The sequence below is a fragment of the Yeosuana sp. genome (assembly GCF_057126245.1).
Genome location: NZ_DBNGMQ010000071.1, coordinates 1 through 4,587 on the forward strand (window position 1 = coordinate 1; position 4,587 = coordinate 4,587).

The following is a 4,587-nucleotide window of genomic DNA, read 5'->3' on the forward strand; positions in this document are numbered from 1 at the left end:
GCTACTGCAATAATTGAAGGAGGTGGTGGGCCAAACATATTCATAAAATGAATCAATAAAAAAACAACAACCAAAGACCAAAACGCCACTTTACGTTTAAAGGTTACAGTTTTATAGTATAAATAAATACCAATTAGAAAAAGTCCGGTTTCTAAAATAATTTCAATTATTGGGGCGTTCCATAAACCCAAACCAACTTTTAAATCGCTGAAAGGCGACAATGGTAAATCAGGTCTGTGTGTTATAAAATCTAAAATCCAATGGCTAAAAACCAAAAATCCCAGCAATAAAGATCCTTGCTTGTTTTTAGTAAATGTAAAATAAAAACTTGCAAATAAAATGGCCCAAACAACAGTCATCAAAAAACTATGCGAGTACGGATACGAAGTGAAATTAAGAGGCGTTAATGCCGTGTTACCAGGATCTATTTCAAAGGTCTCAAAGCCTAATAAAACAAAAATTGGCCATAATAAATCCAATAACTGCACTGCAACAAACATAATTGCAAGTGATGGAAGTTTGTTAATTTTTTTAGCTCCGAAAGCCAATGCATAATGCCCTATAAACACTGTTTGAAAATTTATATCGATTAAAATAAAAATAGCTAATGCAAACGAAATTAATTATTTCATGCAATATTCCAAATTTAAATATTTGTATTTAAAATTCAATAAATGTTCAAGTTAAAGTAATCTGAAGCAACTAGTTAACAAACTTATCCTTATTAATAATAAAAACACTTTGCTTTTATATCTGTACTATTGGCTCTCAATTTCATACTCACTTATCAGATAATAACTTTAAGTATATCATTAAAATAAGTATAACAGATAATAAGGTATGTTTATATTTTATAAATTTAATTTTTATGATTTAAGTCGTATATTTGAGAAAAGGTAGTTCTATGAATAATTTTTTCAATGAACTGAAGCGTAGAAATGTTATCAAAGAAACCATAGCCTATATAGTGGTGGCCTGGGTTTTTTTGCAAGTCACCATTATGGTGTTAACCATTTTTGAAGCGCCTTCCTGGGTTTCTAAAACCTTAATATTTATTATCGCTATGGGTCTGCCTGTCTGGATCTTTTTTTCATGGGCTTATCAGGTAACTCCTGAGGGATTCAAAAAAACAGAAAAGATTTCAAAAGATCAGGTCATTTCTATAGCTTCCAATAAGCGCCTAGATATTCTGATTGTTATTTCATTAATGTTTGCTATTGCTGTAGCCCTTATTAATAAACCAACGAAGAACATTACTTCACAAATGAAACCCACCGATACCTCAGTACTAAATAATTCTATTGCAGTATTGCCTTTTAACGATAATAGCCCTGGCAAAGACCAGGATTGGTTTACTGTTGGAATGACTGAGGCCCTTATTGCGGAACTATCAAAGATCAGTTCTTTAATTATTCCCTCACATCAATCCGTAAAAAAATACAAAGGGACCACTAAAACCTTACCTGAAATAGCCATGGAACTGAATGTTGGCTCCGTTATTGTGGGAACCGCATCAAAGGTGAATGATAGTATCCGTATCAGAGCCCAATTACTTAATGCCAATGACAAACCGTTATGGGGCGAAAGTTATGATGAAGGATTTGGGCATGCCCTGCAACTTCAGCATAATATTGCCAGGGCCATAACCAAAGAAATAAATATTGTGCTTACACCAGCAGATTCCGCAAGATTTACAATGCCCGCTCTGGTAAATATTGATGCGCTAGAAGCTGATCTAAAAGGCATGCAAATTATAAAGACAGCTAAAAGCTTTGAAGACTTCAAACTTGCCGTAAAACAATTTGAGAAGGCAATTGAACTGGATTCCACTTTTGCCCGATCTTTTGCCCATCTAGGTTGGCTTTATGATGACCTGCCCTATCATTCAGAAAAAACACCTAAAGAGGCTGCAGAGATGTCAGAAGCTGTCAATAATATCGCCTTACGTTTAGATCCTCAATTAACATTGGCATATCTCAATAAATTCAGAAATTTATATTTAACGGAATGGAAATGGGGAGAAGCGCTCCCTATTTTGTCTAAAGCAGAGTCATTATCGCTCAATGATCCTGAAGTTCTAGATTCGTTTATTGAATATTATGTTACTTCTGGAAAATTCGATAAAGCATTTAATACCTTGGAAAAACTTCGTCAAATAAAAGAGTTTCAAACCTGGTATTTTATGAACAAAGTTTACATTCAGTTTCACAGTCGTGATTTGGATGGGGTACTAAAAACTTCAGAAGAAAGCATTAAGTTATTTCCTGAAAATTGGCCCAGTCCCACATTACGCATGTGGTCACTTTCCTTGTTGGGTAGACATTTAGAGGCGGTAAGTGCAGCTCGGGAAATTTTGACTAAAAATCATGTAGCTCCCGCAAAACTTGGCGAGATAGGCTGTGTTTTGGCAAGAGCAGGTTTAAAAAAGGAAGCACTAGAACAACTTGAGATATTGAAGAATTCCAATCTTAAATATATCGATCCGGTTTCTATTGGCCTTCTATATATGGGATTGGGAGATAATGATCTAGCTATGCAGTACTTTGAACAAGGCTATAGAACACATTCTCCTTGGATGGTCTATTTAAAAAGAGCGCCACCTTTTGATGCCATTCGCGGTGACCCCAGATTTGAAAAATTGATACAGGAAATGAAATTTCCATAAAAAAAATAAATCGAACAGTATCAGACAATAAAAATAAAAGATCAAAACTTTAATATAAATCTTCCAGGAGATGAGGTTTTTCGACGAACTAAAGCGTAGAAATGTTATCAAAGAGACCATAGCCTATATAGTGGTGGCCTGGGTTTTTTTACAAGTTACTATTATGGTGTTAACTATTTTTGAAGCCCCTTCCTGGGTTTCTAAAACCTTAACATTTATTATTGCCATGGGTCTGCCTGTCTGGATCTTTTTTTCATGGGCCTATCAGGTCACTCCTGAGGGATTCAAAAAAACAGAAAAGATTTCTGAAGATCAATTTATTACAAGTGTTTCCAATAAGCGTCTGGATATTCTGATTGTTATTTCATTGATGGTTGCTATTGCCATAAGTTTTATCAATAAAGGGAATTCTAAAAACACAAATGTAGTTGCAAGCAGTGAAGTAATCATAGAAAATTCGATTGCCGTACTGCCCTTTCTGGACATGAGTCCCAATAAAGATCAGGAATACCTAAGTGATGGTATTGCGGAAGAAATACTCAATCGTTTGTGTAAATTCAAAGAATTGAAAGTAATGGCAATGACTTCTTCATTTTCTTTTAAAAACAAAAATGAAGATATAAAAACCATTGGGAAAATTCTTAATGCGTCCCTTATTTTAGAAGGTAGTGTTCGTAAAAATGAAGACACTATCATGATTTCTGTAAGACTTACCAATACCGAAAACGGAAATATACTCCTGTCTGAATCTTATTCAGATGATATACATAATATTTTCGGTTTACAATCAAATATTTCTATTGATATTGCTAAAAAAATAGACGCCAAATTATCGCTTAGTGGGAATAAACTCCTAAATAGAAAAAAAATTAATCCAATGGCTTATGAAACCTATCTAAAAGGTAGATCACAATTTATTAATGGGCCATTAAATTTGAATGAAGGCGAAATATTTAGGGCAAAAAATTATTTCGAATCCGCAGTTCAACAGGATACTACTTTCGTCGAGGCCTATGCATATCTCGCTCTTACTTATTATAATTTGACAGACTGGGCATTAGATCGAGATGAAAAATCAAAAATTAAAATAGCGCTTGATTCAGCAGAAATACTTGCTAAAAGGGCTTTATTTCTTGATTCTCTGAGTTCAGGAGCACATTTGGCTATGGGAAGCTTCTACTTCCATCAATATAATTGGTTGGAAGCTGAAAAAGCAAAAAGAAAGGCTGTTGAATTAAATCCAGGTGGGACAGAAGAAAAATTTATACTGGCCTCCTTTTTAGGCCAATTTGGACAAGTTGACGAGGCACTGAGGCTGGATGAAGAAGCTTTAAAACTAGATCCTCTAGATGTCAATAGCAAAATTAAATATGCCCGCGATTTGTATCGTGCCAGACAATATGATAAAGGGATAGAACAATGCAATCTTATTCTTAAGGAAGAGCCAAATTCAATTGGAGCCTTACAGTTCCAATATCTTTGCTATTCAGGCAAAAAACAATTTCAGGAAGCCGGAAAAACTTGGGCAAAAATTTTAGAATTAAAAGGCGAAAATAAATTTGCAGAAATCTATAAGACTTTTGAATATAAAACGGCCATAAAGAAAGCACTTTTATATATTAATGATTCCATTTCACTAGGGGTTATTCATCCTATTGAAATGTCAATGTTCTACGCAGAACTTGAAGATAAAGACAAAACATTTAAGTATTTAAATTTAGCATATGAAAATCGTTTACCTCAAATCAGTTATTTGAGTCAACATCAGTTTGATTTCATAAGAGATGACCCCAGATATTTAGATCTTTATAAAAAAGCAGGTTTTAAAGCTTATTACGAAAATAAAAGATAATTTAAATCTAATTTTTATATGTGTTGAATTACTCCATAAGAGCATTTCAAATTATTTATATTATTTAGAT

3 protein-coding genes are annotated in these 4,587 nt (G+C 33.7%); 2 read left to right on the forward strand and 1 reads right to left on the reverse strand.

The annotated features are described in order from the left end of the window. Positions 1-569, reverse strand: a 569-nt coding sequence (locus AC15TD_RS08740; protein ID WP_484451760.1) for a metal-dependent hydrolase, incomplete at its 3' end; no start/stop codon positions are given. A gap of 335 nt (positions 570-904) precedes the next feature. Between AC15TD_RS08740 and AC15TD_RS08745 the strand changes: the two genes are divergently transcribed. Beyond that, on the forward strand, positions 905-2,665 hold the full coding sequence (locus AC15TD_RS08745; protein ID WP_484451761.1) for a hypothetical protein: 1,761 nt from the start codon (positions 905-907) through the stop codon (positions 2,663-2,665). 70 nt (positions 2,666-2,735) lie between these two features. Next, on the forward strand, positions 2,736-4,517 hold the full coding sequence (locus tag AC15TD_RS08750; protein WP_484451762.1) for a hypothetical protein: 1,782 nt from the start codon (positions 2,736-2,738) through the stop codon (positions 4,515-4,517). Positions 4,518-4,587: the final 70 nt, after the last annotated feature.